The organism is Portibacter lacus (genome assembly GCF_021533215.1).
Lineage (GTDB): Bacteria > Bacteroidota > Bacteroidia > Chitinophagales > Saprospiraceae > Portibacter > Portibacter lacus.
On sequence record NZ_JAJNKA010000018.1, the window covers coordinates 57,251 to 81,467 of the forward strand.

Here is a 24,217-nt window from a genome sequence, read left to right on the forward strand (position 1 = left end):
CACTTCATAGCCTCAGCTGGAAGTGAGACCATGAAGTGTTTTTTTCGCTCACAACTCACAGCTATTCCGCAAACAACTCCATCGCCGCTGCATCTGCAAAATGCTTTCCTTCTGAAGTTAAAATATAGACTCCTCCCTTCTCTTCTACCCAGTTCCTTCGCAACAATACTGCAACCTTCTCTAAAAAGTAATCTCTAAACTCCTCTATGTCAACTAAGTCAATTCCCCAAATCGTCCTCAAACGCGTCATCACATACTCATTATATCTCGTCGTTGCATCAATTATTTCTGTTTCCAAATCTGGAGTTCCACTCGTAATTCCACTGATGTACTTTGCATTATGAGCGATATTCATTGACCTTGAACCAACATTAAAGGAATGCGCACTAGGACCGATTCCCAAGTATGGCTTCGATTTCCAATAATTAGAATTATGTACCGCTTCCCATCCCGGCTTTGCAAAATTAGAAATCTCATATTGAAAATAACCAGCTTCTCCTAGCATCTGGATTCCCATATCAAACTGTTCCATCACATACTCATCTGGCGCTTCAACTTCCTTCCCTTTTTCTACCCAACGACCAAGTGCCGTCCCTGGTTCTACCGTCAGAGCATAAGAAGAAATATGTCCCACATCTAAGGCAATTGTTCTCCTTACATTCTCTTTCCATAACTTATGACTCGAGAGAGGGATTCCGAAAATTAAGTCCATGGAGATATTTGTAAAACCTATGCTCTTTGCATCTTCTATGCACGCCAGAGATTCCTCCGCATTATGCGCCCTATTCATCCACTGCAATTCTGCTTCATGAAATGACTGAACACCTATGCTTAAGCGATTCACTGGACTCTGCTTAAGCTGGCTTAATTTCAACTTCGACAAATCGTCAGGATTAGCTTCTAATGTGATTTCGGCTTTAACATTGACCGAAAAAAGCTTATAAATCTCATTAAATATCTGATCTAATTCTCGTTCTGATAACACACTTGGCGTGCCACCTCCGAAATAAATCGTCTCTAGTTCGCTCCCATCTAAGTAATCAGCTCTCATCCTTAGTTCTTGGACGATCGCATCTACCATATCATCCTTCCTCTTCATCGTGGTCGAAAAGTGAAAATTGCAATAATGACATGCTTGTTTGCAAAAAGGAATGTGAAAGTATATACCTGACATGGTTTAAAATCGTTCTAGTCATCAAAAGTACCTATTTTGTGCCGATTGTGAGCTCTATAAGACTTATATCATTTTTTGTGTTCTTGGTTTTGTCCAATCTTGCTATTGGTCAAAAGTCGAGTTACTATGCCTTTCCGAAAACGGATGACCCTGATTTAGCCAAGAGGTGGAAGGATAAAAAAATGGATAGTACAGCGCTAATATTAGACCTAAAGAAAGTGGTCAGTGAGTTACAAGCTGCTGCCTTTCTGGAGGCATCGATAGACAGTCTTCAATTTCGAGATTCTACAGCAACCTTCCGAATTCACCGTGGCGAAGTGTATAAATTTGCCCAACTCAATCTCAATCCACTTTATAATGAAATCCTTGCGAAGGCTGGATACCAGATTAAAACCATAGAAGGCAAACAAATGGACGTGGAATTCTTAGGTGAAATGTTTGATGAGGTGATTACCGTTCTAGAAAACAATGGTTATCCTTTTGCTGCTATTTCACTAAAAAACTATTCCACAGATGAGAACAAGTTCAATGCCGATCTTCATATCGATAGAGGACGTCTCGTAACAATGGACACCTTTAATTTATATGGTCTAGACCTAATTAGCAAGAGTTATTTATACAATTATCTTCAGATAAAACCTGGTGACATCTATAATGCAGCTGAAATTTTAAAAATTAAAACGAGGCTGAATAATCTACCTTTTTTGAATCTAACTGAAGATCCAACGATCAAGTTTATCGATAATTCCGCTATACTTAATCTCAAACTTGAATCGACAAATTCCTCTCGTTTTGATTTCATCATCGGTATTCAACCTGGGAGCACTACCGATGGACCGCGCTACAGTATTACGGGAGATGTCAATTTTGAAATCCAGAATAAACTGAAGCAAGGAGAGCAATTCAAAATTAATTTTGAGCGATTAAAGCAAGAAACACAGAAGCTCGAAGTCAATTTCCAATATCCTTATTTATTGAGTTTTCCATTTGGATTTGATACCGAATTTAACCTCTTCAAAAACGAAAATAAGAATAGGGATTTGAATTTTAGTTTCGGTGTGCTTTATCAACTAAAGGCAAATAATTTCTTAAAAGCTTTTTATAATATTCAAAGTTCAAGACTGATCGAGATAGATACAACCTCTATATTAAGCACTGGTAAACTTCCTAGTCGACTAGATGTGTCTACGAACAATTTCGGTTTACAGAGTAACTGGCAAGATTTAGATTATCAATTTAACCCGAGAAAAGGATATAAAATTATTCTACGAGGAAGTGCTGGACAAAAAACCATTATCCCATCAAATGCCATTCTAGGCTTAGAAAAAGAAGGCGTGGATTTTTCTAGTGCTTATGATACCATTGATTTAGAAACTTATCAATTCAAGCTTAATTTAACTTCTTCTTTCTTTCTACCAATTGGAAAAAGATCAACATTGAAAGTGGGCGTTACTTCTGAAAAAATCTTTGCTAAAAGCCAAGTTTTCGAAAATGAGTACTACCGTTTTGGAGGTAACAAGTTACTAAGAGGTTTCGATGAAGAAACTATCTCTGGGGAATTCTATGGCGTAGGAACACTCGAATTTAGATTATTGATCAGCAAAAACTCCTTTATCTCAACTTTTGTAGACTATGGATTTCGGCAAAATAAATATGATGTAGATTTCGAATGGGATCAGCCTTATGGTGCAGGGGCAGGATTTAGTCTTGAAACAGGTGCCGGAATTTTCGGGGTAAATGTTGCTGTAGGCTCACAAAAAGGAAATCCGTTAGATTTACGTAATGTTAAGACACATATGGGATTTTTAGGCTTATTTTAGTGGGGTGAAACTTAATTTGAATTCGCTGCAAATATAGATTCCACCTATCTCTACGCGCATAAAGCATTAGAAATCAAACTAAAAATAGGTAATGTCACTGGAAATTTACAAATGGGAAATAAATTTACCGTACCATTAAGGTTTGTTGCATTGCGTGGAGAAAGTTTCATTTTTTCAGTGGTTCTGGGAATTTATTTCCAGAGCGTGAATATTATGAAACGGCAAATAAATTTACCGTACTATTAAGGTTAGATACAGGTGCAGAAAAAATGATATATTTACTTAATGGTTCTGGGAATTTATTTCCAGAGAGACCCTAAGCATCCGACACCTATTTCCAGTCGATACAACCACAATTATATTCCTGAGTTTGTTGCAAGGTAATTCCATCTGTATTCTTGCCAATTTGCAATAAGACCTGCTTTGACCGGATTATTTAGAATATAAGTTATAATGTTCCCTAGCATGCGTTCATTTCTAATATAAGTGTCATAGCTTTCTCGTTCCCAAAATTGACCAGACCGATTCAATTCTCTATTGCAATACTGTGCAGTAGCACCTTTTATGCGCTTCAGTATTCTGTCAAGAGTTTGAAACTCATTTGTAATTCTTTCTTCATCAAATTCTAGCATTTCAAATTGAACAGACGTGTCAATTAAAAGATGAACATGGTTGTTCATTATTGTGAAAGCCAAAAGTTTGTAAAACTCATTATCAAATCTATGAAATTGTTCCTCACAAATTTGGGCACAATTTTCATTTGAAAAAAATGTTGGTCCATGTCTAATTGAATGTAGTAAGTTGTCAATTTCAAGTAGATGTTTTCTATGTATCTCGAATTTGGAATAATTTAAGATTTCACTCTGGTATTTATTTTGAACATCTAGTAGACGATCTTGATAATTTCTTTTGCATCTAGCCAATTCTATGGCAGGAATGCTACCATGTAGTCTAAAAGTGACAAAGAAAGTATCACCGAGGTATTGAATGTGTGGAAATTTCTGTCGATAGTATTGCTTTGAATTGGATTTATTGGCCATGAGTTTGCATTTAGAAATATTAGTGTAGAAATACCAATTTTTGTTACAAAAAATTGGAAATTTTATGAACAGAGACAGAACATATTTGAAAACGGCAAATAAATTTACCGTACCATTAAGGTTGGTTGCATTGGATAGAGAATGTTTCATTTTTTCAGTGGTTCTGGAAATTTATTTTCAGAGCGTGGACATTGTGAAAACGGTAAATAAATTTACCGCACCATTAAGGATCTTATGCTTTCAACTTTTCCATAAACCAAACCATTCCGAATCCGAAAACCATCAATAAGATCGAAATCCACCATGGTATTTTCTGCTCTTCGAAAAACGGTTCCATTTTTACATCATCTATATTTTGTTTCAAGTATCTAACATAATGCTCTACCTGATTCGCTCGCATCGTCTCCCAACTTCCCTTCCCGAAAACATAAAACCATTGTATTTCATCCGTTCCGAGTCTCGTTACTTTATTCCAGCCTCTTCGACCTGTAAGTTTAGCTTCTCCATCTCCATCGAGAAATGGTGTATAATTCACTATTAGTGGAAGACTATCATTAAGGAAAAGTTGATCCTCTTGATTAGCATATCCAATCTGAGCAGAAGTCGATTCCGCTTCATAAGTTAGAAAGGGTTTTGATACCGTGAACCCTTCGTTCTTTTTCACAAATAAGTCAGACAATATGCTTGCCCACATTTGATTGTACACGCTAGCTTTATCATGTAGGATAAGTTGATACGAATCACTGACCTTTAATAAGAATACACTACCATAACCATGATGCCATTTTAAGCCATAATCCATCACCTTCCATGAATTATTATGCTCCACATCGATCATCTCAAGATTAACACTTTCTATTTCTTCATCTGAAAATCGCAAGACCTTATGATATGGTAATCCTTTCGCGGAAACGCCTGCTTGCGTAGGTTTCAAGGCTAATCCTAAGCCATTTTCTTTCACCGCATTTAATACTAGATTTCTTTCATTAGGAGTAATCGTATTCCAAGTCGCTATATCCAAAAGTAAAATATCGAAGCGGTCCAGCACCTTTGTTGAAAGTGTTGCAAATTTAAATTCTGGAATATTAACATAATTGGTGCTAAATTTCTCCTGGGAAATCTTCACCTTTTGTAAAATCGAATGACCTTGTGACACCCAATAATTCTTCAGATAATTAATATCGAATTGAGGGTTATTAGCCAGAATCAGCATACTCATTTTGCTAGATGGCTTTACCTGAATAGGTAATACCTCACTCATGGTATCTCCAGATGCCACCATTGCTTTCAACGAATATTCGTACAATCCTTTAACTGGTGCTTTCAACTCGACACTAAAGTTATTTCCATTCAAAGTAGCTTGGGATTCCTCACCACTAGTGTTTTCTACCCAAATCTCCGCTAAACTGTCCTCCTCAGATTCGAATTTTCCCACTACGGTAAAATATTCACCTTCAACAATTTCAGATTTGCTCACATCTGAAAATCCATCAGGTACTGAAAAATTGACCAGCTCAATATGATAATTTTCTAAAAGCTGAATATCTTCTATCCGATGATTGCCTCCAATTAACTTAACCGTATCCGTCCAATGCATCTTTTCAGAACTTAAAAATTCCTGAATATTATCAACCATGGAACTTTCTAGTGGTTTTTCTTTAAGATGAAATGGTTGCGCAATGGCTAGCCATAACCCAGTAAATCCAATTAATAAAAAAGCTATCTTTTTGAGATCTCGAGACCAGTATGCACTCAAGATAAAGACGACTGCCACAAAGACCGTTGCTAATAGCACCTCATATGACCAATCTATCGTCATAAGGCTTCTAGGATTGCTTTGTTAACAGGATGAATCCGAAAGTCTTCATGAATGATTTCTTCATCTGAGTTAGGAATTGCTTTTAATAGACCGCCTAATAACAGATTTCGGTTCCGCTCATCTAACTGCTCATTGCCGTTTATCAACCCTCGAATTCTTGAAAGCAAACCCAATAATGAAGGATTCTCTATCGCTAGACTCGCAAGCTCATTGCCTGCAGATTGCAGTACTTCTTTATCTTCTAGGCTTATCTCAGCAGCTGATCCCACTTGCTTCGCCGAGAAATAATCGATCGCTTTCTTGATTTCCTTTAATGAAGTTTCATAATCCTTTTCCATCTCTTCCGATGGAGATGCTATTTTATCCTGGTCACCAGTTAAGCGCTTTTCAGCAACCTTAATTGCAGGTGGATCAAAGCCAATTCGATGAACGTATACTCTTGCGTGATTCTTAATCTCTTCCAGATATTCTAAAGCTTCATATTGATAAGGCAACGATTTCGATGGTTCATATAAGCGAAGATATAATTCCGAATCCCACATCACCGAGAGTGCCGCTTTCAACTTTGTTCGTAAAGATACCTCGAAATAAGTATTGGTCTCGCCATCATCATGATTGTGAGACATTTCTTTCACCCAATCTGGCCGAGAAGGATCTTCATTTCTCGTCCCATTTTCTGACAATAATTCACCAGCCTCTGCCTCATGATCATGTGCATGGCCATATTCTTCTAATACATTAATCTCTTGATGACCGCCTTCTTCGTGGTCATGATCGTGGTCATGACCTGAATGATCGTCCGTTTCTATTTCATTCTCTATGGCGATACCGCTTTCTGCTTCTTCGCCCAAAAATTGACCATATTTTAACCTAAGCATCTTCTGATCAAAACCTAGTTCATTGCTTCTCTGCTTAAATTCAAGATCCGAAATGGCTGATTTCTCAGCGATCAATTTCTCTGTATCTATGATAATTTGCCGCTGGCTTCTGAAAAAATCTGGCATTAGATCCACTTGCATTCCTGCATCTTCCACATAATCATACGTCACCGTATCTTCTAGAATGACAAAATAGGTCGTGGATTTAGTTGCTTGAATTCGATAAGGACAATTATCCTTCGCCATCACATAAAAGTAAAGCTCACTTCCTGGCTCCATTTCAAACTCTTCGGTAGAGAAAGTAAACGAACTTTTTCCGTAATTCTTAAGTGGAAATGTTTTCTCTCGAAACTTAACAGACTCCCCTTGTCCATTCGCAACTGTAGCCGAAATAAATGCATCTTCCACACCAAAATCATCACTTATTTCGATGTTAAAATGGACATCATAATTTTTCTTCCAAGGCAGTCTTTGATATTCTTCTATCCCAGATAATGCCACCGTCGGCTTTTTGTCCTCATTCACTTTCACAGCATAATAGGGCGAATTATATTTTTTGCCAGCAGTATCTAGGACACTAAAATAATATATTCCCGACTTGAAAAATTGCTTACTTCGTTTCTTCGTCGCTGCTTCTTTATCAATATTAAATAAGACGGATTCTACAGGACCGTGGGTGTCATATCTCCACTGAATAACCGTCCCTTCTGAAACTTCATTTTCTATCTTTGTGCTTTGATAACTGCTTTTGTTTGTATAGGCAGGAGGAACAATTTTCATGTAGAAATTATCTATATAGGCAGAGTCTTTTTCTATGTCAATGTTTTTAACATCAACAACTGTTTCTTCACTTTTCAATTCAAGTTCTTGGGTGGGGAATGCAATTTGGCTTAATAATCCAATGCTAAATATTGATAATATTAAAGTAGCACTTAGATCTAACATTTGCTTTTTTGCAGAAGGTAGTATTACATCCGTTTGCTTTAATTCTTTCTCTATCTTGTCTTTCTGAAACTTGGCTAGTAGGTTATCTTCATCTAAAGGATTATCTAAAAGTCCTAGACTATATTCTAGCTTCGGGTGCTCTTGATGCAGATAAAAAATGGCATCAGTCTTGTTTGTTTTATACCTTAGATTCCTCCAATAAAGTAGTCCTAAAATGATCGGAACAGAGAACCAACAAATGGAAGAGCACTTTAAAACATTGACCATTAAAAAATTACCCAAAACAGCTAGCACCGCAAACGAAAGCAATATAATGCTGTGCCGCTGATTAAGCTTGGTTAAGAATTGATGTACCGAAGATAGGATCATGCGTTAACGGATTTTCGGCTAAGCCATCTTTCTAATAGGACCAATAGCATAATAAGTATCCACCCATATTTCACGGTTTCCATTTTCGCTCCCGCTTTTAAAATGGGAGATGCACTAACTTCTTGCTTTGGGACGTAAATCCTTCTATCTAACTCCTCCATTTTTAATTCATCTTGAAGGATGGTGTGCGCAAGTTCTAACGGAAAGTTGGAAGACCTCAAGTTATTTTTCGTTAATTCTCCATGAATTTCAAACAAATCCGAGTGAACAGATCTCAATTCTAATTGGCCGACGAAGTTATTCCAAGTAATGGTCTTTCTATTTCTAGCCTCATTGATCGTGTCAATTAAAATAGTCCATTTCGGCGATATTCCATCGAAAGTAAAAGTGAAGGGAATGACACCTTCATAGGCTTTTAATAACGATTTCAGGTCCTCCTTTTCTTTTTGTTTCTGAGAAGAGGACAGTATGTAAATTTCAACTATACGACCATGACTTCCTTGCTCGTTCTTGATTTTCTCTGTATTCCATTTTAGTCCATTTTCTCCAGATGAAATGGTTAAGGCTTGAATTGTTTCTCCTAATCTGAAGGTATCTTTAAGCATTAGTTCGCTTTCATTAGGAACAATACGCCATTCAATATGTCGGCCTAACTTTGGAGTTTTGCCTATAAAATTCTTGGCATAACTCCTTGTATATACCACAACGGAGTCTGACTCCTTATTAAGTTTTGTAATTAATAAAGACAATGATTCAGGTTCTATGATCTCAACTTCGTCTCCAAGGGTTGTCATCACTTGCTGAAATATTGGATCTTCAGCTACCTCTTTTTCAATCCATATTTTCTTCTCTGTTTCTTCCGAAACCCAAACAGGCTCCGCTCCAATGAGCACCAACAAGGTGATGATGGCTATTCTTAACAAGTAGAGTAGCCATTCTGTGGGAAAGACTTTTCTTGCGGTCTTAGATTCAGAAGTTTCTAAAAACACCACTGATCCAAATTCAACAACTTGTTGCTTTTGCTTACTTAGCAACAAGATAATGGTCGGAATAATGAGCGCTAAAAGTCCCCAAAAAGCAGTAGGATTAAGGAAGTTTATCACAGGGCGGTATATTGATAATGATGAAAGAATCTTCTCAAGGTTTCCGTGATATTTCCATTCAAGGAGACTTCTTCATATATCGCTCCACTTTTAAAACTTAGGTTTTTGATTTTCGCGAGGTGTGCAGACAAGTTCTTTTCATATTCTTTTCTAGTCGCATTCGCATTCACGTCTATTCTTTGCTTCGTTTCTAAATCTACAAACGTCATATTCGACCCGAAATCCAGGAACTTCTCTGCATGCCCTAGAATGTGAAACATGATTAATTCGGTCTGAGGGTGTTTCAGTTTTTTGATATATTCTTGAACCTCTAGGATCGGATGATAGAAATCAGACATCCAAATGAAAGTTGTGGAGCTTTGCTTCATCGGCTGCACAAAATCGTTTCCTTCTTCGAAATCAAGTCTAAATAATGTTTCGAGGCAATGTTGCCAATGTCTTTTTCCACTTCCCATCGTCATTAACTGCTTTCCACTTTGCCATGCGAAGTGATCTCCTTGGTTAGAGAGTACGCACATCATTGCTGCGGTCATTAACTTAGCATACCACAACTTAGACCAGCCATTTTCACTATACTTCATAGATAGTGAATTGTCAATTATAAAGAGGTATTGATGTTCTGTTTGAATACTTGTTTGCTTGATGTAATATTTATCTGTCTTGGCAAACATTTTCCAATCAATACTCCGAATATCGTCACCTGAAACATAAGGTCTGTATTGTTGGAATTCCATTCCAGCTCCGAGTCTAACAGCATCATGCTTACCGTGCAAAAAACCTTTCGCCAGTAATTTTGCTATCCATTCGAATGCTTTCACATCTTGAATGGTTTTCGGATCTATGATATGTTGGTTATTAACTTCCATGCATTAAATCCTTCAAAATATCTTGAACATTTACTTTCTCGGAAACGGCTTTGAAATTTAAAAGAAGACGGTGCTGAAGTGCTGGAATAAACATGGCTTTGATATCTTCCGGAATAACTGCGTATCTGCCGCTTAACAATGCATGCGCCTTCGCTGCAAGAATTAAAGATTGTCCAGCTCTCGGTCCAGCTCCCCAGTCTACAAAATCCTTTATCATCTGATTCGATGAGTCTTCTGGACGTGTATTTCTGATCCAATTACTGACCTGCGTTATTAAACCTCGATCAATACTTACTTGGCGACATAGTTCTTGTAGTTGGCGGACTTCTTCTTTATGGAAAACGGCCTCTACCCTACTTTTCTTACTTCCAGTTGTTGCCAATAAAATTTCCTCTTCTTCTGCAGCGGTAGGATAATTAACCTTGACATATAATAAAAATCTATCCACTTGAGCTTCCGGTAATGGAAACGTTCCTGACTGTTCTATTGGATTTTGTGTTGCCAATAAAAAGAACGGATCTGGAAGTGGATATTTCTTTCCTGCATAAGTTACCGAATATTCTTGCATCAATTCTAGTAATGCTGCCTGGGTTTTAGGTGGTGTTCGATTGATTTCATCAGCCAGAACAATGTTTGCAAATACTGGTCCTGGTGTATATTCGAAAAACTTATTTCCTTGCTTATCGGTCTGAAGAATTTCCGTACCTAAGATATCGGAAGGCATTAGATCTGGTGTAAATTGGATCCTACTGAAACTTCCATCTACGGCATCGGCTAGCGTCTTCACCATCAGCGTTTTGGCTAGTCCTGGAACACCTTCTAAGAGGACATGCCCTCCAGCAATCAACCCTACGAGCAACTGTGTAATCACATCATCTTGCCCGATAATCACCTTGTGTATATTCTCTCTTAACTCATCGGTTTTTGCAATTAAACCATTGACTTTTTCTTTACTTATCATTTTATCCTGTTAAAGCATGCACTACGATATTAACACCGAAACGCGTGTTATCATTCTTATACCATCGTTTGTTTCTGAAGTCGTAATCCCATTCACACCCATAATCTTTATTACTATAAAGTACTCCTATACGATCATTGATCATGATGGCTTTTAAGTATTCATGAACGAGGTCATCTCCCCAACCATTCAGCTCTTGAGAGGTAGTGGGTGGACCATCAAATTCAAAAAAGGAAGAGTACAACGGATGATCGTTCGGCAGTTTTACAAGTGATTCTTCACCAAAGATTTCCTTCATCTGAAGTTCGAATGATTTCGCGAATAAGCCATCTATGTCATGGTTGCAATCGTCTGCAAAAACGAAACCGCCTCTTCTTACATAATTCTCGAAAACTTTCTTTTCTTGATCCGTAAACTGGACCAACTTATGACCAGTAATATAACAAAACGGAGCTTGGTAGACTTTTTCACTGCTCAGTGGAACGATGTTTTCTGTCGTGTTGACTGGAATGGTTGTGTATTCAACAATAGAATTAAGAAGATTCGAAGGCATTCGCTGATCAGCATCCCAATCTCCTGACTCGTACATCAGCCGAGTAAAGAAAAATTCATTATTGTATGGCACTTCCCGTTTCATCAAAAATTAAGGTATTTAATTAAGACGTATTCGATACGTTTAAAAAACATCAGATTATTTAACAACAGCTAAATCTCAAAATAGATCATCTGAACCCATCTCGCAGAACTATTGACCTAAATATCAATAAGCTATTTAAAAAATGAGATGAACGGCAAACCGTCCACCTCATTTCTATTTAATTATATTAAACGAATAGCCTATTATACAGCATCCGATAAACTCGTAAATGTAAAGTCTCTAATCTTCATGTAAGGAATAAGATTTCCATCTATTCTTACCTGCTTACCTAGTGTTTCTAGGTTATTAAGCATAATGATCGGGCTTTCATTAAACCTGAAGTTCTTAATTGGATGCTTGATTTTTCCATTTTCTATGTAGAAAGTTCCATCTCTGGTCAAGCCAGTGTAAAGCAATGTTTGCGGATCTACACCTCTGATGTACCAAAGTCTAGTTACTAATATTCCTTTCTTCGTATCCTTGATTAAATCTTCTAAACTAGCATCTCCACCTTCCATGATAGCGTTCCTAGGAAATGGTACAGGATCTACTCCCTTTTTATCAGCCCAAAACCTGCTATATGATAGGTTCTTAACGACTCCATTTTCAAGCCAGTCAATTTTTTTCCTAGGAAATCCATCTCCAGTCCATGTAGAAGTAGGTACGATTTCATTAAAAGGATCTGAATAAACATTTACTCTTTCATCTACGATCCTTTCACCTAGTTTGTTTCCGCCGCCTTCTTTAGCCATGAAACTTCTGCCTTCATCGGCACTTCTAGCATTAAAAGAACGGAACATATTTCCAAGTAATCCAATCGAAGCCGCTGGTTCAAGGATTACGGTATATTTTCCTGGCTCAATAGCCTTCGCTTCTCTAGACATCAATGCTTTATCGATGGCAATCTGAGATGCTTCTGCTGCATCAAACATGGAAACATCATTGTAATCACGTGTTGACCATCCTGATCCAGTTCCATCATCAGTTCGCATTGTTACCGTGAAGTTCATCCCAGTATTCTTATTAAAAGCAAACAAGCCATTCGAATTCATCATGGAATTAAATCCACTGTAATCATCGAAAAAACCAGCTGCTGTAATCCCATTCTTTTTCGCAGGATTAATACTGGAAGCAGCAACTTCTGCTCTAAATTCAGGCGTTATCTCAGCTGTTTTCTGAATAGCTGTTTTTGATTCTTCATAAGTTTGCGGGCCTAGTGGCGGCATAAATTCAGGAGACTCAGGAGAAAGCTTCGCTAATTCCTCTGCTCTCTTTACTACTTTCTCTAATGAAGCGTCATCGAATTCATCGATGGTTGCTACACCTACTTTCTTACCGAAATTAGACTGAACCGTCATATTCTGATTAGAATTCACACCTGCTGTAGAAACTGTGTTTCGAGCATATCTTATGTTTCCTGAAATGTTTCCTGATAAGCTAATTTCACATCCATCAGCACTAGAAAACTTGAGCGCCCGGCTCATAATTTCCTTAGCCTCGTCTTTACTATATATTGACATTATTATCTTTTTTAAAGGTTTAGAAATTAAATGTTTCTACCGGTGTTAATTACATTGACACCATTAAATCGTGTAGTAGAGCATCCATGCGATACAGCACTTACCTGACTAGGTTGTCCTTTTCCATCGAAGAAAGACCCGAAGATTCTATAATCATCTTTATCACAAATTTTAGCACATGAATTCCAAAATTCCTGTGTATTTGATTGATAAGCTGCATCATTCACCATTCCGGTAATTTCACCATTTTTAATTTCATAGGTTAATGTTCCACCAAACTGGAAGTTATAACGTTGTTGATCTATGGAATAAGAGCCACGACCAACTAAGTAAATTCCTTTTTCGACATCTTTAATCATATCATTTATGGAATATTTTTCCTTTCCTGGCTCGAGAGAAACATTTGGCATTCTTTGGAATTGTACATCATTCCAACTCTGAGAATAGCAACAACCGTGAGATTCATTCTGGCCGATCATGTGAACTTGATCTCGGATCGCTTGGTAATTAACCAAAGTTCCATTTCTTACAAGATCCCATTTCTTACACTTCACTCCTTCATCATCGTAACCTACAGCGCCTAAAGAATGTGGCTGCGTTTTATCAGCAACTAGATTCACGAGCTCATTTCCATAATTGAAATCACCCGCCTCTAATTTATCTAAAGTTGCGAAACTTGTTCCTGCATAATTTGCTTCATATCCCAGAACTCTATCTAGCTCTAATGGGTGCCCGACAGATTCATGAATCGTAAGTCCTAAGTGATTAGGTTCAAGTACGAGATCATATTTCCCTGCTTCAACTGACTTAGCCGTAAGCATTTCTTTGGCTTGTTTTGCGGAAGCGATGGCATCGGCAACAATATCATATCGATTGCGATACAGTACAACTCCTCCTGCGCCCATGATTTCTTCAGACTTATCAGGAATAAGATATTCATATCCCATGCCCATTGGCGCTGCTAATCCTTGTCTGTTTTTAAATTTCCCAGAAGCTTTATCGATCGCCGTTACATTAAGTGTAGGCCAGATTCTATGAACATCTTGATCGATGTAAGATCCTTCTGTAGATGCAAAGTATTTTTGCTCATTTACTGAAAATAAGGCGGATGAAATATAATCTGCACCATTTTCTAATGCTCTAGCATTTGCTTCTAAAAGCAAGTCAACTTTCTCTGAAACTGGAACGGACATAGAACTTTTCTCTATAGGAGTTTTCCATGACACATCTCCATATCCTTGGACAGGAGCTAGAACGACATCATCTGTTTGTATTTTAGAGTTGGCTTTTGCAACGGAGATAGCAAGTTCAGTGGCTTTTTTAATCCCATCAGGTGTAACATCGTTGGTCGATGCAAATCCCCATGTTCCATTAGCTATTACTCGGATTCCGATTCCAAAAGATTCGGTATTAACGGTATTTTGGACCATTTTTTCTCGAGTGAAAACATACTGATTCAAATATCTTCCGATTCGAGCATCTGCATAAGTAGCACCTAATCCTCTTGCGGTATTTAATGCAACATCGGCTAAAGCCTTCTTAGTTGCGACGTCCATTCCTGGATTGAGTAATTCCTCAACAAAGATGTTTTTTCCGAAAATAGGTATTGGTGCGGCAAGTAATCCTGCTCCCAGGGCTGCCGTGTGAATAAAGTTTCTTCTTTTCAAAGCTTAAATATTTTATTGTTATCAATTGAAAACATTGAACACAAAAAATAGCTGTTTTATATGAATAAGTAATTAAAATGTCTTTTTTTTTAGAAAAAAATATCATTATTATAGATGAATGGAGACAAAATAGGGATAAGTTGATATCATATTCTATAAATACATTATTTGACATTTATCTCTCGATTTTCCCACTACCTCACACGCATTAGGATGCTAAAAACATGGATTAGAAATGCGTAAAAACACAGCAAAATAGCTTTATAAATAGGCTAAATCCATCTTAGTCACAAAACGAACCATACAATTTAAACAAGAAATATTGATTGATAATCAATGGGTTAGATATCACAAGTTCTAACACCATGATTTAGCGCCTTCATCTTATCCTCCCAAGTTGGAACAAATTCTTGGCCTACATAACCGGTGTAGCCTGTATCCAGAATAGCTTTCATTATTGCAGGATAATACAATTCTTGTGTTTCGTCAATTTCATTTCTACCTGGTACTCCACCTGTGTGATAATGAGCAAAATATTGATGATTATCTCTTATCGTAGCGATTACATCACCTTCCATGATCTGCATGTGATAGATATCATATAGTAGCTTGAATCGACTAGATCCAAGTTTTTCAACTAATTGAGTTCCCCATGGAGTCTTATCACACATATAATCTTTGTGATTGACTTTGCTATTAAGTAGCTCCATAATAATGGTAACACCTTTCTTTTCTGCATGCTTAGCTAATGGATCTAGACCAACTGCACAATTTTCCATTCCTACCATATCATCCATCCCTCTGCGATTACCAGAAAAAACGATCACATTTGGAATTCCGTATTCAGCAGCCTGGTCTATTACTTCATGAAAAGACTTCTGCAATTTCTCATGATTCTTCGGATCATTAAATCCATCTGAGATACTTGCAGATGGAATAGTTCCCACTGCAGCTGTTAAACCATTTTTTATCAAAGCAGGCCACTGATTTGCAGTAGTTATTTCTACAGACTTAAGTCCCTCTATTTGCTTAACTCCTTCAATAAATACATCATCAGGAATACTATTATAACACCATCTACATACCGAATGATTTATATTCCCTTTCGCTGCTGGAGTGATTCCCTTTTCTAAAATGCTCTTACCCATCGTAATACCTCCTATTCCCAGCATCATGCTCCCTATTGCATCTCTTCTTTTCATAATTTATTTTATATGTCAATTTTTTTCAATCAGGACATGAAATAGAGTTATACCTCAATTACTAATGCCCTAGATTTCTCGTGCTCTGCTAAGTTATTTATTTCCTTATTATATTAGGTATTTTCGATAAATAAATCTTTAAAAGGATAAAATTTCATTGTATTTGTAGCAAAAGCAGCCGAAAGTCCCAATTTTATTTCAATTAGGCATATTAGGGTCGATATTAAAGAAGAAATACTTAAAAGTCATATTTTATTAGAAGTTCTTTTAGTGTACATTTTGTGTATAATGATCCATTTTCCTTCTGTTTTCAAAAGCATAAAATAATCAACATAAGTACTTTTGCTTTTTGGATGTGAAATTTCAACTTTCGCAACTGCTGCATTATGTTCGAAGTCAATGGAAATGATTTTTCCGGCTTCACCTGTTGGCTTACCCTCCTTAGTGTCTGCTATGTATGCCTTTCCTGACCAAACGCTTACTTCTCCTGACTTACCGATAGAATACAAATTCAAATCTGGATGAAATGCAGTTTTCAATCGCTCTGGCTGTCCTTCTGTCGAACCTTCGATATAATCCATGAGCGTCTGAGAAATGAGCTCAATGTCTGACTGAGCATTGACCTGAAAAATACCTCCTAAAAATACAAACACAATAATTAACTTTTTCATTTTATTATTTTTTTAATTATTCAATACCCTAAATTACAAATAGTTAACACACTGATTATAAATAGTATATGTACAGTCTATAATTAAATAAGAACTCCCAATCATTGCAATATCAGATTCATTCTTCTACGAAAAACAACTATTTATATACTTACTCTGATCACTCTTAAAGGAATATTTATCTTTAGATTCTATGGATAGAAAAGTTCGACACATACTTTTTTGGATAACAATCTATATTTTATGGACCTATATGAAATCAAGCCGAACCCACTATGCCACCTATTTAGTGGTAAATTTAATCAATGTTCCATTGTATATGATTGCATATTACTTTCTTAAGAATATACAAATTCCTCAGCTTTTCAGTAAAAACAAGTTCGTCCTTTTTGGTTTAAGTCTAATTGCAAGTTCATTTGTACTTTATCTTGTTTGGAGGGTAAATGGTATATTATGGATCGATAAATTAAGAGGTTACAAAACTATTACCTTTATGTCAATGGTGGATTATATGACACAATCTGTACAATTCTATTCTCCAGCAATGGCTTTACTTGCTTGGGATTCCTTCTATGAAAGACAACAAGAACAGGCCAGGATACATCAACTAGAAAAAGAAAAACTAAACACTGAACTTAAGTTTTTAAAAGCTCAACTTAATCCACACTTCCTTTTTAATACGCTTAATAACTTATATTCGTTTGTAGTAAATGGATCACCAAAGGCGCCCGATATTATTTTAAAGTTATCAGGTATATTAGATTATGTGTTGTATAAAAGCCAAAAAGCTTTTGTACCATTAGTTGAGGAAGTGGAAGCCATAGAAAATTTCATTGCTCTAGAGCAAGTTAGATATGGACCAAGGCTAGAAATTGAATTTAATCGCTCAGAAGCATTAAACGCATCTATATCGCCTTTATTGCTATTATCAGTGGTTGAAAATGCATTCAAACATGGAGCAAGTGGTGACATTGATAATCCAAGAATAATTATAGAAATAAATGATAACGGTGAGTCTATTAATTGTAAAGTATGGAATACTAAAAGTGCATTTATTGGAGAAATTAATGATGAATACAAGGAAGGTATAGGTCTTACTAATATAAAAAGACAATTAGATTTAGTTTATCCAGGTCGTTATAATTTCGACATCGAAGATACTGATGATTCGTTTTCTATTTCATTGCAAATTCCAATAGAGCATGACTAAAATTCGCTGTCTTCTTGTAGATGATGAGCCACCTGCTATTGATCTATTAGCTAAATATGCTGGTATGATCGACCAACTGGTAGTAGTGGGAAAAAGCCATAATGCGGTTAAGGCTTTTGATCTTTTGAAGAAAGGTAATGTAGACTTGATTTTTCTAGATATTAGAATGCCCGTTCTTAATGGAATTGATTTCTTGAAAACTTTGAAAAATCCACCTGCAATTATAATTACGACTGCTTATCGTGAGTATGCTGTAGAAGGTTATGACTTAGACATTGTAGACTATTTGCTAAAACCAATCGCATTTGACCGATTTCTTAAAGCAGTGGATCGATTTCGAGAACGTAATTTGCAAATGCCAATCATTGAAGTTCCTGAGTTAGAAGCTAAGCCTCACATTTTTCTAAATGTAAACCGCACACATCATAAAATTTATTTAGATGATATTTATTATATAGAAAGTTTAAAAGATTATGTACGGGTTCATACGGAGACCGTTAACTTAGTGGTCAAAGGAAATATAGGCTCATTTATGAAGAGAATTCCTGAAGAAAAATTTGTAAGAATTCATCGCTCTTATGCTGTTGCTATAGATTATATCCAAAGTTTCAGCCAAAGTGAGATAGTCATTAAAAATCAAAAGCTTCCAATCGGAGTCAGTTATAAAAAAGTGGTAACATTATGGATGAAGTAGGCTTGTATAACATTACTGCTTCTTAGTCCTTATGCCTTTCAGAATACAACTATAGATTCGATTAACTATATTTATGAATATCTTTTCAGTACTTAAATAAAGAGTATGAGGTTAAGAATTATTACCTCTTTCACATGTATTTTCCTCTTTGGAATATCTATGGTCGGTCCTTTGGATAGTTACCATTATATAGATGGCTTACTTGCAAGCTATGATTTGAATGGTGATGCTTCAGACGAAGTTGGAAATTATGATGGAAGTGTAAGTGGAGCGGAAGTCACGACAGATCGATTTTCATCCACCTTAAGTGCTTATCGTTTTAATGGGAAAGATGACTACGTTGATTTAGGTCCTGATTTTACAGAAGGATTTGATTCTTTAAGTGTTAGTATTTGGATCTATCCATTTACTTCTTGCGAGTCTAGCGATACATTAGCAATAGAAGCAGAAGATGACCAGTACTTCTTGAGCTCTGGAGGGAAGGATGAGTCAACAGGTATTTATGCGATATGGAACAAAGGTGCGCTCTTGGTTGGGCAATCTCTAGAAAACAGCCATAGTGAACATGAATACCATGCATTTTTAGATGACCACAAATGGCATCACATCGTCATGTTTTTTGATGCTGAAAATGAAGAGGCTATTATTTATGTCAATGGTGTGAACGCTTACAGTTTAGACTATATTTCTGGTATTAGCAGTTCGATGATAGACGCACTTTTTTTGGGAGGGCCGAATTTTGAAGGTGTTAGTGGATTTCATGGAAAGGTAGATGATGTAAAAATTTACCATCGGAAGTTAAGCGAACTTGAAATCAATGAATTGTATACTGCACAGTGCCCTGATTCTTTAGTTTTATCAGATCTCCATATCCATTCAGATACATTGCTATATGCAAATTCTATGATTCAAATTGACTCACTAGAAATCGATAGCGCATGTACGGTAGATTTTATTACCTCACGAGTTCACTTGCTCGATAGTAGTTTTCTCAATCTTGGTGCTCAGATGAAAATTTGGGATATGGAAGGTTGTCGCCACTCTGAATCTATCCATGATCAACATACTAGACATCGGGGAATATATGTTAACAATTTCGTTACAGATGGCGTTCTGGGGAATGCGCTTAAGGAAGATTCTCTTATCCAGTGGTGTTTAAAAAATGAGTTTAATAATGCTTATCTATATAATATTGGATCAGCGCTTAGCAGTGGAATGCAAGTTGAACTGGACAACTTTGTAGAAAAAGCGAATGATCACTTTATCGATATAACGTTTGTATCGGCTGGATATGGGACTTCATTTAGCAATATCGAGGCTTTCCATGATGACTATGAGAATATTCCACAAGGGATTGTAAGTGAAATAGAATTTTGGAATGGTTCAGGTGATTATGATGCGGACTATGCTCCATGGCTAGATCACTTGGATAGCTTAAAGTATAAGATTCCGCCTGGGGAAACGATGCCGCTAAATCCTGAGGTATTCAGAAGGTTCTACATTGGAAAAATCAAAAATCCAGGACAAGCTCCGAGTTTTGATATTGCTGAAGACTTGATTATGCATCATGATGAGATTTTCTTAACCAATTATCACTCGGATGGTTTTGACTTATCCAGTTCGACGTCTGAGAATTCGATTGTTAATAAATTATCATTATTAGGAAAAGCTGCAAGAAATCTAGATAGGGAAGTGAATGTTGTTATTCTTTTTAATGTTCGCCAAGATTCTCCTGCTCCTAATATTTGGACTTATTATTCCGAAGAACATTTGGATCATGATTTTCGTGCGGGTTATGAAAAGTGGTATCATGATTTTATTCATTCCAGTGATATTGAGCACAAGGAATATATAAATTTAAAAGGCTATGGTGTGTATAGATGGACAGATGCAAGGGAAGCTCGGTTTTAGTGGATAGGTTTAAATGACAATGTTGCGCGCAGATTTCACGGATTTCGCAGATAAGTAAACGTTTAGATCTGTAAGCCGAGTATCGAAATGTGAGATGGACAGGATTGCAGAGCTTAATGGTTTAGGATTGTGGAGAGGAAATAGTTGAAAAAGTTGCCCGCAGATTTCGCGGATTTCGCAGATTAGTTAACATTTAGATCTGTAAGCCGAGTAACGAAATGTGAGATGGCTAGGATTGCAGAGCTTAATGTTTCAGGTTAGTGGATAGGTGATAGTTGAAAATGTTTTCCCGCAGATTTCGTGGATTTCGCAGATTAATAAACGTTAAGATCTGTAAGCCGAGTATCGAAATATGAGATGGCTAGGATTGCAGAGCTTAATGTTTCAGGTTAGTGGATAGGTGATAGTTGAAAAAGTTGCCCGCAGATTTCACGGATTTCGCAGATTGGTAAACGTTTAGATCTGTAAGCCGAGTATCGAAATGTGAGATGGCTAGGATTGCAGAGCTTAATGTGTTAGAATAGTGGAGAGGCGATAGTTGAAAAAGTTTTCCCGCAGATTTCGCGAATTTCGCAGATTAGTATACGTTTAGATCTGTAAGCCGAGTATCGAAATGTGAGATGGACAGGATTGCAGAGCTGAATGGTTTAAGAGAGCGGATAAGCGATAGTTGAAAAAGTTGCCCGCAGATTTCACGGATTTTGCAGATTAGTGAACGTTTAGATCTGTAAGCCGAGCATCGAAATGTGAGATGGCTAGGATTGCAGAGCTGAATGGTTTAGGACTGTGGATAGGCAATAGTTGAAAAAGTTGCCCGCAGATTTCACGGATTTCGCAGATTAGTAAACGTTTAGATCTGTAAGCCGAGCATCGAAATGTGAGATGGCTAGGATTGCAGAGCTGAATGTTTCAGGATAGTGGAGAGGTTATAGTTGAAAAAGTTGCCCGCAGATTTCGCGGATTTCGCAGATTGGTAACCGTTTAGATCTGTAAGCCGAGTATCGAAATGTGAGATGGCTAGGATTGCAGAGCTTAATGTGTTAGGATAACGGAGAGGCGATAGTTGACAATGTTGCGCGCAGATTTCGCGGATTTCGCAGATTAGTATACGTTTAGATCTGTAAGCCGAGTATCGAAATGTGAGATGGCTAGGATTGCAGAGCTTAATGTGTTAGGATAACGGAGAGGCGATAGTTGACAAAGTTGCCCGCAGATTTCGCGGATTTCGCAGATTAATCAACGTTTAGATCTGTAAGCCGGATAACGGATAAATAAAAAGAAAAATTTAACTAAATACCTACAGAAAAACCAACAAGAAGGGCCACTGGATCATTTATATTGTATTCACCATAGAGTTCTATATACTTAAAACTTAGGTTAAATCCGCCGCCATATCGGAATGGTTTCGCATCGTCCAGATCTATCGTAGCCGATTGATTATCAAAATCATGCGTAAGATTCATATCATTCAATTCATACCCAAACAACCCATAAAACCCAATCCGATTTAATTTAACGCCGAGTTGGGTTAATCCATATTGATTCACAGAACTTACGGATTCACCAATTGACAATTCATGATAATTATAAGACAAGTACCATTTCACATATTCAGGAAGAAAATAACGACCAAAATCATGTCTTATCCCTCCTCCATAAAACACCAGATCTCCTAAATTGCCATCGAGGCCTAACTGACCATACCTTCCATAAAAGTCTGTTCCCAGTAAAGTTCCTATATACAGTTCTGGAGCTCCGAGAATAATTTCATTGATATCATTTCCCGCAGGGTAAGTCTTCTCGTCTTGGGTGTCGGCATTGATAACTAGTGGTTCAGTAGATCCAACAATAGTTGGCGCATAAGTTCCTGACTCTACTTCGAAGCTTTTCAAGTTACTGTACAAACTTAATCTAGAAACGTGCAATCCAATTTTAATATGAAATCCCTTTTCACTGTATCGAGGGAAAATTCCTGAATGCAACATGGCAGAATAACTTTGCCCTATGGGTTGAAAATAAGAAGTTGCATCTTCTGAAGTTGCAAAATCATAAGATATATTTTCCACAGAAAACTGAGCTCTCAGTTGAAAACTAGCAATCATCAATATGGTCAATAAAACACCTCTCATTTTTATTCTCTTCGTTTGACTTTCAATTATCTTTTTGTTTAATTAACTCTCTTAAAGTATCATAAATTTGTCACTCAAATGCTACTAACTAAAACTTAGCCCAAAAATTGACATAAAAAAGAATTCTCCTATCTTCCTAACATTAATGCTGGATCCACCCATTTATCAAACTCATCTGATGTCAGATAGTTCAATGCTAAAGCTGCAGCTTTTAATGTAGTCCCCTCTTTGTATGCTTTTTTCGCAATTTCAGCTGCTTTATCGTATCCGATTTTCGTATTCAAAGCGGTTACTAGCATTAGTGAATTATTTAGATTCTCTTTAATCTGGTCATATGCTGGTTCTATTCCTTTCGCGCAATTTTCATTGAAACTAAGACATGAATCTGCTATTAATTGAGCCGAGGTAAGAAAATTGAAGATCATCATGGGTTTAAAAACATTTAATTCAAAGTGTCCTGTCATACCGCCGATGTTAATCGCCACGTCATTTCCCATCACTTGTGCCATCGCCATTGTCAAAGCTTCCGCTTGTGTAGGATTCACCTTCCCAGGCATAATAGATGATCCTGGTTCGTTTGCTGGAATGATAATTTCACCTATTCCGCATCGAGGCCCTGAAGCAAGCATTCTAATATCGTTCGCTATCTTCATAAGAGAAACAGCAACGGTCTTCAATGCTCCATGTGATTCTACGATCGCATCATGTGCAGCTAGTGCTTCGAATTTATTTCCTGCAGTCACGAATGGTTTTCCAGTAAGTTCTGCAATTTTCGCTGCTACATTCTCGGAGTAACCGGGAGGTGTATTGAGTCCAGTTCCTACAGCTGTTCCTCCTAGTGCTAGTTCACTTAAGTGTGCAAGTGTATTTTTTATTGCTTTTATTCCATGTCTTAATTGAGATTCATAACCAGACAGTTCTTGACCTAGCGTAACAGGTGTTGCATCCATAAAATGCGTTCTACCAATTTTCACAACATCCATAAACTCCTGAGATTTCGAATGTAAAGTATTCGCTAGGGTTTCTAATGCAGGAATAGTTTCGTCTACCAGTTTGCTATATGCAGCAATGTGCATCGCTGTTGGGAAAGTATCGTTCGAGGATTGTGATTTATTTACATCATCATTGGGGTGAAGAAATTTTTCTGCATCTTCTAATTTTCCACCTTGGATAACGTGTCCACGATTAGCAATTACTTCATTCACATTCATGTTAGACTGTGTCCCAGAACCTGTCTGCCAAACTACAAGAGGAAACTGATCGTCTAATTTGCCAGAATGAATTTCGTCACAAACTGTTGCAATTAGATCAGCTTTTTCTTTAGGGAGAATCCCTGCATCCACATTCACTGCTGCTGCAGCTCTTTTCAAAATACTAAAAGCCTTAATAACTTCCAGGGGCATATGTTGTCCTCCAATTTTAAAGTTTTCACTTGATCGCTGCGTTTGTGCTGCCCAATACTTATCTGCAGGAACTTCAATTTTACCAATGCTATCTTTCTCAATTCTAGTCTTCATTATGCTTTTTTACTTTATGGAGTAATTAAAACTCAAAGAACATTTGATTTATTATTAAAATAAAATTTCTCCTTATTTGAGTTA

At 37.0% G+C, this 24,217-nt stretch carries 18 protein-coding genes; 4 read left to right on the plus strand and 14 right to left on the minus strand.

The window, feature by feature from the left end; translation table 11 throughout:
- Positions 1 to 61: 61 nt before the first annotated feature.
- Complete coding sequence (hemW, locus tag L2586_RS22190; RefSeq protein WP_235295160.1) at positions 62 to 1,174, minus strand: radical SAM family heme chaperone HemW; 1,113 nt, start codon at positions 1,172 to 1,174, stop codon at positions 62 to 64.
- A gap of 77 nt (positions 1,175 to 1,251) precedes the next feature.
- Between hemW and L2586_RS22195 the strand changes: the two genes are divergently transcribed.
- Positions 1,252 to 2,994 (plus strand): BamA/TamA family outer membrane protein, encoded by a 1,743-nt coding sequence (locus L2586_RS22195; protein WP_235295161.1) that lies wholly within the window; start codon positions 1,252 to 1,254, stop codon positions 2,992 to 2,994.
- Positions 2,995 to 3,350: 356 nt separating this feature from the next.
- Here L2586_RS22195 and L2586_RS22200 read toward each other — a convergent pair whose 3' ends face one another.
- From L2586_RS22200 to L2586_RS22250, 11 genes are all read right to left on the minus strand, one after another.
- On the minus strand, positions 3,351 to 4,034 hold the full coding sequence (locus L2586_RS22200; protein ID WP_235295162.1) for a transposase: 684 nt from the start codon (positions 4,032 to 4,034) through the stop codon (positions 3,351 to 3,353).
- Positions 4,035 to 4,266: 232 nt separating this feature from the next.
- On the minus strand, positions 4,267 to 5,853 hold the full coding sequence (locus L2586_RS22205) for a hypothetical protein (RefSeq protein ID WP_235295163.1): 1,587 nt from the start codon (positions 5,851 to 5,853) through the stop codon (positions 4,267 to 4,269).
- Entirely contained in the window at positions 5,850 to 8,045 is a 2,196-nt protein-coding gene (locus L2586_RS22210) for a hypothetical protein (RefSeq protein WP_235295164.1), read from the minus strand. The genes L2586_RS22205 and L2586_RS22210 overlap by 4 nt, the downstream gene beginning before the upstream one ends.
- Positions 8,042 to 9,148: a BatA domain-containing protein gene (locus L2586_RS22215; protein WP_235295165.1), complete on the minus strand. Its 1,107-nt coding sequence runs from the start codon at positions 9,146 to 9,148 to the stop codon at positions 8,042 to 8,044. The genes L2586_RS22210 and L2586_RS22215 overlap by 4 nt, the downstream gene beginning before the upstream one ends.
- Positions 9,145 to 10,014, minus strand: a complete 870-nt coding sequence (locus L2586_RS22220) for a DUF58 domain-containing protein (protein WP_235295166.1) — start codon at positions 10,012 to 10,014, stop codon at positions 9,145 to 9,147. Before L2586_RS22220 ends, L2586_RS22215 begins: the two co-directional genes overlap by 4 nt.
- A complete protein-coding gene (locus L2586_RS22225; protein ID WP_235295167.1) occupies positions 10,004 to 10,975 on the minus strand; it encodes an AAA family ATPase in 972 nt (323 codons plus the stop codon). The genes L2586_RS22220 and L2586_RS22225 overlap by 11 nt, the downstream gene beginning before the upstream one ends.
- 1 nt (position 10,976) lies before the next feature.
- On the minus strand, positions 10,977 to 11,612 hold the full coding sequence (locus L2586_RS22230; RefSeq protein ID WP_235295180.1) for a DUF4159 domain-containing protein: 636 nt from the start codon (positions 11,610 to 11,612) through the stop codon (positions 10,977 to 10,979).
- A gap of 203 nt (positions 11,613 to 11,815) precedes the next feature.
- On the minus strand, positions 11,816 to 13,132 hold the full coding sequence (locus tag L2586_RS22235; RefSeq protein WP_235295168.1) for a TldD/PmbA family protein: 1,317 nt from the start codon (positions 13,130 to 13,132) through the stop codon (positions 11,816 to 11,818).
- Between the two features lie 26 nt (positions 13,133 to 13,158).
- Positions 13,159 to 14,799, minus strand: coding sequence for a TldD/PmbA family protein (locus L2586_RS22240; protein WP_235295169.1), 1,641 nt, complete (start codon positions 14,797 to 14,799; stop codon positions 13,159 to 13,161).
- Positions 14,800 to 15,140: 341 nt separating this feature from the next.
- Complete coding sequence (locus L2586_RS22245; RefSeq protein ID WP_235295170.1) at positions 15,141 to 16,001, minus strand: hydroxypyruvate isomerase family protein; 861 nt, start codon at positions 15,999 to 16,001, stop codon at positions 15,141 to 15,143.
- Positions 16,002 to 16,246: 245 nt separating this feature from the next.
- Entirely contained in the window at positions 16,247 to 16,672 is a 426-nt protein-coding gene (locus tag L2586_RS22250; RefSeq protein ID WP_235295171.1) for a nuclear transport factor 2 family protein, read from the minus strand.
- 253 nt (positions 16,673 to 16,925) lie between these two features.
- Here L2586_RS22250 and L2586_RS22255 point away from each other — a divergent pair, with 253 nt between their 5' ends.
- The 3 genes from L2586_RS22255 to L2586_RS22265 all read left to right on the plus strand — a co-directional run bounded on the left by L2586_RS22255 (position 16,926) and on the right by L2586_RS22265 (position 20,487).
- A complete protein-coding gene (locus L2586_RS22255) occupies positions 16,926 to 17,882 on the plus strand; it encodes a sensor histidine kinase (protein ID WP_235295172.1) in 957 nt (318 codons plus the stop codon).
- Positions 17,875 to 18,576: a LytR/AlgR family response regulator transcription factor gene (locus L2586_RS22260; protein ID WP_235295173.1), complete on the plus strand. Its 702-nt coding sequence runs from the start codon at positions 17,875 to 17,877 to the stop codon at positions 18,574 to 18,576. Before L2586_RS22255 ends, L2586_RS22260 begins: the two co-directional genes overlap by 8 nt.
- 105 nt (positions 18,577 to 18,681) lie before the next feature.
- Positions 18,682 to 20,487 (plus strand): LamG domain-containing protein, encoded by a 1,806-nt coding sequence (locus L2586_RS22265; RefSeq protein ID WP_235295174.1) that lies wholly within the window; start codon positions 18,682 to 18,684, stop codon positions 20,485 to 20,487.
- Positions 20,488 to 21,776: 1,289 nt separating this feature from the next.
- On the opposite strand, the gene L2586_RS22270 is transcribed toward L2586_RS22265, so the two are convergent.
- Positions 21,777 to 22,616 (minus strand): DUF6588 family protein, encoded by an 840-nt coding sequence (locus L2586_RS22270; protein ID WP_235295175.1) that lies wholly within the window; start codon positions 22,614 to 22,616, stop codon positions 21,777 to 21,779.
- Positions 22,617 to 22,744: 128 nt separating this feature from the next.
- Entirely contained in the window at positions 22,745 to 24,133 is a 1,389-nt protein-coding gene (fumC, locus tag L2586_RS22275) for a class II fumarate hydratase (RefSeq protein WP_235295176.1), read from the minus strand.
- Positions 24,134 to 24,217: the final 84 nt, after the last annotated feature.

Coding starts and splice junctions, on each gene's coding strand:
- L2586_RS22265 (WP_235295174.1), top strand. CDS start 18,682: ATGAGGTTAAGAATTATTACCTCTTTCACATGTATTTTCCTCTTTGGA.
- L2586_RS22230 (WP_235295180.1), bottom strand. CDS start 11,612: ATGAAACGGGAAGTGCCATACAATAATGAATTTTTCTTTACTCGGCTG.
- L2586_RS22225 (WP_235295167.1), bottom strand. CDS start 10,975: ATGATAAGTAAAGAAAAAGTCAATGGTTTAATTGCAAAAACCGATGAG.
- L2586_RS22245 (WP_235295170.1), bottom strand. CDS start 16,001: ATGAAAAGAAGAGATGCAATAGGGAGCATGATGCTGGGAATAGGAGGT.
- L2586_RS22250 (WP_235295171.1), bottom strand. CDS start 16,672: ATGAAAAAGTTAATTATTGTGTTTGTATTTTTAGGAGGTATTTTTCAG.
- L2586_RS22235 (WP_235295168.1), bottom strand. CDS start 13,132: ATGTCAATATATAGTAAAGACGAGGCTAAGGAAATTATGAGCCGGGCG.
- hemW (WP_235295160.1), bottom strand. CDS start 1,174: ATGTCAGGTATATACTTTCACATTCCTTTTTGCAAACAAGCATGTCAT.
- L2586_RS22260 (WP_235295173.1), top strand. CDS start 17,875: ATGACTAAAATTCGCTGTCTTCTTGTAGATGATGAGCCACCTGCTATT.
- L2586_RS22205 (WP_235295163.1), bottom strand. CDS start 5,853: ATGACGATAGATTGGTCATATGAGGTGCTATTAGCAACGGTCTTTGTG.
- L2586_RS22220 (WP_235295166.1), bottom strand. CDS start 10,014: ATGGAAGTTAATAACCAACATATCATAGATCCGAAAACCATTCAAGAT.
- L2586_RS22200 (WP_235295162.1), bottom strand. CDS start 4,034: ATGGCCAATAAATCCAATTCAAAGCAATACTATCGACAGAAATTTCCA.
- L2586_RS22270 (WP_235295175.1), bottom strand. CDS start 22,616: ATGAGAGGTGTTTTATTGACCATATTGATGATTGCTAGTTTTCAACTG.
- L2586_RS22210 (WP_235295164.1), bottom strand. CDS start 8,045: ATGATCCTATCTTCGGTACATCAATTCTTAACCAAGCTTAATCAGCGG.
- fumC (WP_235295176.1), bottom strand. CDS start 24,133: ATGAAGACTAGAATTGAGAAAGATAGCATTGGTAAAATTGAAGTTCCT.
- L2586_RS22255 (WP_235295172.1), top strand. CDS start 16,926: ATGAAATCAAGCCGAACCCACTATGCCACCTATTTAGTGGTAAATTTA.